Genomic DNA, 3499 nt, shown 5'->3' on the forward strand with positions numbered 1-3499 from the left:
CCCACTATCTCGCGAGGGCGAGGCGGACGAAATCCAGACCCGCTTAAATCGCCGCCGCCTGGGTTTCCGCCGACCATAACAATATCCGTCGCAAGTAATAAGAGTCCCGGCCCAATACCCGGATGTCCGGGAATGCCGCCCGCATGGCGACCCGCTCGGCGGGGCTGTCATCAATGAATACCGCTTGGCCGGGCGGCAGGTTTAATTGGTCGAGAATCTCCCGCATATTGTCCGGCTTGGATTGCCGGTTAATGCGGACAGCCGCAAAATCATTCAAATGCAGGCGCCCCGTCATGATCTTATCCCAGATGGAGCGGATATACGCCTCGTCATTCCTGCTGATAATCGCCAGCAGGATGCCCCGTTGCTTCAAATAGAGCAGCGCCTCGATAATCCCCAGGAACCAGTTTTCCAGCAGGTGCGGACCCACCGATTCCTCGGCGGCGACGCCCATCCAAAGGGTATTGTCCAAATTGACCGCGACCAGTTTCACCGCGTCAATTTGGCGCATTGTCCGGTACATGGAAACCACGGTGTCCCATAAGGCGTGCCGGAATAGATTGGGGTCGATGGCATAATGCTCATGGAGGGGGGGCACGGGGTCCAGCCGGGAGGTATCGGCCATATAGCCGGGCCACAGTCCACCGAAGCTATTCCATAGCAAGGCATCTTCTTGAATCAAGCGCTTTCCGAAGACCGACGCTACTTGATCTATATCCAACAAATGGACGCTATCGTATTGGGTAATCAAGTCATAGAGCGCCCGGTTCAAGCGCTCCACGAAATGCACCGGATTCGACAGGGAATAACGCGGCATTAACCGCCCCAGGGCGTTGGCTTGGGGGACGAAGAAGTTCGCGACGAAGGTCGGTAGTTCGAATTTACTCGACCATTCCATCGCTTTTCCAAGATTGGTTCTCAGCCGGTCATAAGCCTCATTGAAAAACGCCTCCAAGGCATTTTCATCGCCCGGATCAATCCTGGGTAAGTCGACATCGTGGAGGATGAACCGCAGCCCCAGTTGCACGATCATGAAATCGTATTCCTCCACCTGTGCGTGGGGCGGTCGGTCGGGCAATTGCGCGGCGGCGTTATGCACCACGTAATCCACGGGGATGCCGTGGGCATTGTGGTGGTGGAATAGCCAGGAATCGGCGAAGCAGGAGCCAACAATCAGCACCCGCCGCAAAGGGGTTTCGGTGCGGCGCAATTCCAGAGGGGTGAGGTATAGATGGTTTCTATGATTCTCAAAGTGATTGTTATCGGCGTGCCCGGAATAGTCTTTTTTCATTCGATTCCACCAAGGTGTGCGGCATCGGGAAGCGCGGATGCGTTCAGGGATTATAGGCAATGGGTTTAATTTTCTACCCCTAATTTTTCGGCGCGGGCATTCAATAGGCGAAGCCTGGCCCGCGTGTCATTCCTCGTCCTCCACCAGAAACATCCGCAGTTTATCCACCAGATTTGGAATATCCCGCAATTCGCATTCCCATATCACGAGGAAGCGCCAGCCCAGGTCCAGCAGGGCTTCTTGTTTTACCCGGTCGCGGTGCCGGTTGCCTTCCAGCTTGCGCCGCCAGAATTCTGCGCGGGACTTCGGCAGCCGCGTCAGCTTGCATTCCGGGTTGGGGTGTCGATGCCAGAAGCAGCCATGCACGAACACGACTTTGCGGAGGCGCGGAAACACCAAGTCGGGGCAGCCGGGCAGGTTCCGCACATGCAGCCGGAAGCGTAAGCCCATGCGATGCACGAGCCGCCGCACCGTCAGCTCCGGGCGGGTGTCCTTGGCGCGGATGCGGGACATGAGTTCGCTGCGCTGGGCGGCGCTGAGGGGATCGGCCATAAGCCATTGTAAAAGGGTCGGGGGTCGACGCCCAAGTTTTTGGCGATTGCCCTGTGGTTTTGGGCTTGGCCCGAGGGCGGCGAAACGATGGCTGGGCGTGGCTGATTATTCGACTAACTTGTCGGCACAATTGACATTATTGTAATTTTGCGCTAACGATTCTGCTTCAATGATCGGTCGGGTATTCGCGGAGTGTAGCCATGACTCAAAAGCGTCCTGCGGACAGGAAGGTGGTTGAATGGGAAACGGTCAAAGTTCCAGCGAGCGATCTGCGCATTGGGATGTTCATCAGCGAGCTGGACCGCCCCTGGCTGGGCACACCATTCTTGCTGCAAGGATTCGAGGTGAAAACAAGGGACGACATCGTGGCGGTCCAGGGGGTTTGCGAGTATGTGTATGTGGATATGATCCGCACCCGCAGGCTCGATCCCCTGGAGAATTTCCGGCCCACTGCCACCCGTGGCCCCGCCTCTTACGCTTACGTGCCGAATTCCACGGCACCGATACATCAAGAAATGGGCAAGGCCAAGGCGGTACAGAACCAAACCTCAAGCCTAATCAGTACGTTTATTGACGATATCCAGCATGGCAGGAGCGTGGACATCCAGCTTGCCAGGTCGGCGGTATCGGAGTGCGTGTCCAGTATTTTGAGGAACTCCGAAGCCATAATGCTCCTGACCCAGATCAAGAATAAGGATGAATATACCAGCCAGCATTCGTTTAATGTCTGTGTCTATTCGGTGCTGCTGGGTCGCCATATCGGGCTTAAGTCACCGGACTTGGAGGACGCGGGGCTATGTGGCCTGCTGCACGACATGGGCAAGATTCGGGTGCCTGTGGAGATACTCAATAAGGAGGCGCGTCTTGAGGACGATGAACTCGCTGTCATGCAGTCCCATACCGTGCATGGCAGGGAGATTCTGTCGTCGGGCCGGAATGTTTTTAATGGGACCGTGGATGTGGCTTACGGGCACCATGAAAACATGGATGGCACGGGTTATCCCCGTGGTTTGGCGGGCCACCAGACCAATTTGTTAACCAAGATTGTGGCGGTGGTGGATAAGTATGACGCGATTACCAGCGACCGGGTTTACCGGCAGGGACGGCCACATTTGGAGGCGGTCGGGATATTGCAAAAGCAGTTCAAGGAAAAGATAGACCCTAATTTGGCGACGGCGTTTATTGCCTGCCTGGGGGTTTATCCATCGGGCAGCGTGGTCGAGCTGAGTTCTGGGGAGATCGCGGTGGTCATCGAGCACAATCCCATGTATCAATTGCGGCCTCGGATCATTGTTTGCCGGGATAAGGACAAGCGGCCCATCCCGGAGAAGCTGGTGGACCTCGCCGAGCGGCCATTCGACGATCAGGGAAAACCCTACGCCATTTGGAAGCAACACCGCCCCGACGCCTTTGGGATTGACCTGCGGAGCTTCCAGAATTTCATTAACCGGCCCGTTTGGTGACTGGCGCCGAATCGTCACGTATCCTCCGCCAGAAACATCCGCAACTTATCCACCAGATTGGGGATGTCCCGCAGTTCGCATTCCCGCACCACCAGGAACCGCCAGCCCATGTCCAGCAGGGCTTCCTGTTTCGCGCAGTCGCGGCGGCGGTTGCCCTGCGCGTCCCAGCCATCCCGCGCTATTTTTCCCCGTT

3 protein-coding genes are annotated in these 3499 nt (G+C 56.8%); 1 reads left to right on the forward strand and 2 read right to left on the reverse strand.

The features are described from left to right. Positions 1-43: 43 nt before the first annotated feature. Both ACXWUF_RS20615 and ACXWUF_RS20620 read right to left on the reverse strand, forming a co-directional pair. Positions 44-1291, reverse strand: coding sequence for an HAD-IIIC family phosphatase (locus ACXWUF_RS20615; protein WP_458498073.1), 1248 nt, complete (start codon positions 1289-1291; stop codon positions 44-46). A gap of 126 nt (positions 1292-1417) precedes the next feature. Then, positions 1418-1843: a very short patch repair endonuclease gene (locus ACXWUF_RS20620; RefSeq protein ID WP_458498074.1), complete on the reverse strand. Its 426-nt coding sequence runs from the start codon at positions 1841-1843 to the stop codon at positions 1418-1420. A gap of 200 nt (positions 1844-2043) precedes the next feature. Between ACXWUF_RS20620 and ACXWUF_RS20625 the strand changes: the two genes are divergently transcribed. Further along, on the forward strand, positions 2044-3306 hold the full coding sequence (locus ACXWUF_RS20625; RefSeq protein WP_458498075.1) for an HD-GYP domain-containing protein: 1263 nt from the start codon (positions 2044-2046) through the stop codon (positions 3304-3306). The last annotated feature ends 193 nt before the right edge of the window (positions 3307-3499 follow it).

This window comes from Methylomagnum sp. (genome assembly GCF_054333355.1).

Excerpts from the sequence above, each read along its gene's own strand:
- ACXWUF_RS20615 (WP_458498073.1), bottom strand. The coding sequence starts at position 1,291 with ATGAAAAAAGACTATTCCGGGCACGCCGATAACAATCACTTTGAGAAT.
- ACXWUF_RS20620 (WP_458498074.1), bottom strand. The coding sequence starts at position 1,843 with ATGGCCGATCCCCTCAGCGCCGCCCAGCGCAGCGAACTCATGTCCCGC.
- ACXWUF_RS20625 (WP_458498075.1), top strand. The coding sequence starts at position 2,044 with ATGACTCAAAAGCGTCCTGCGGACAGGAAGGTGGTTGAATGGGAAACG.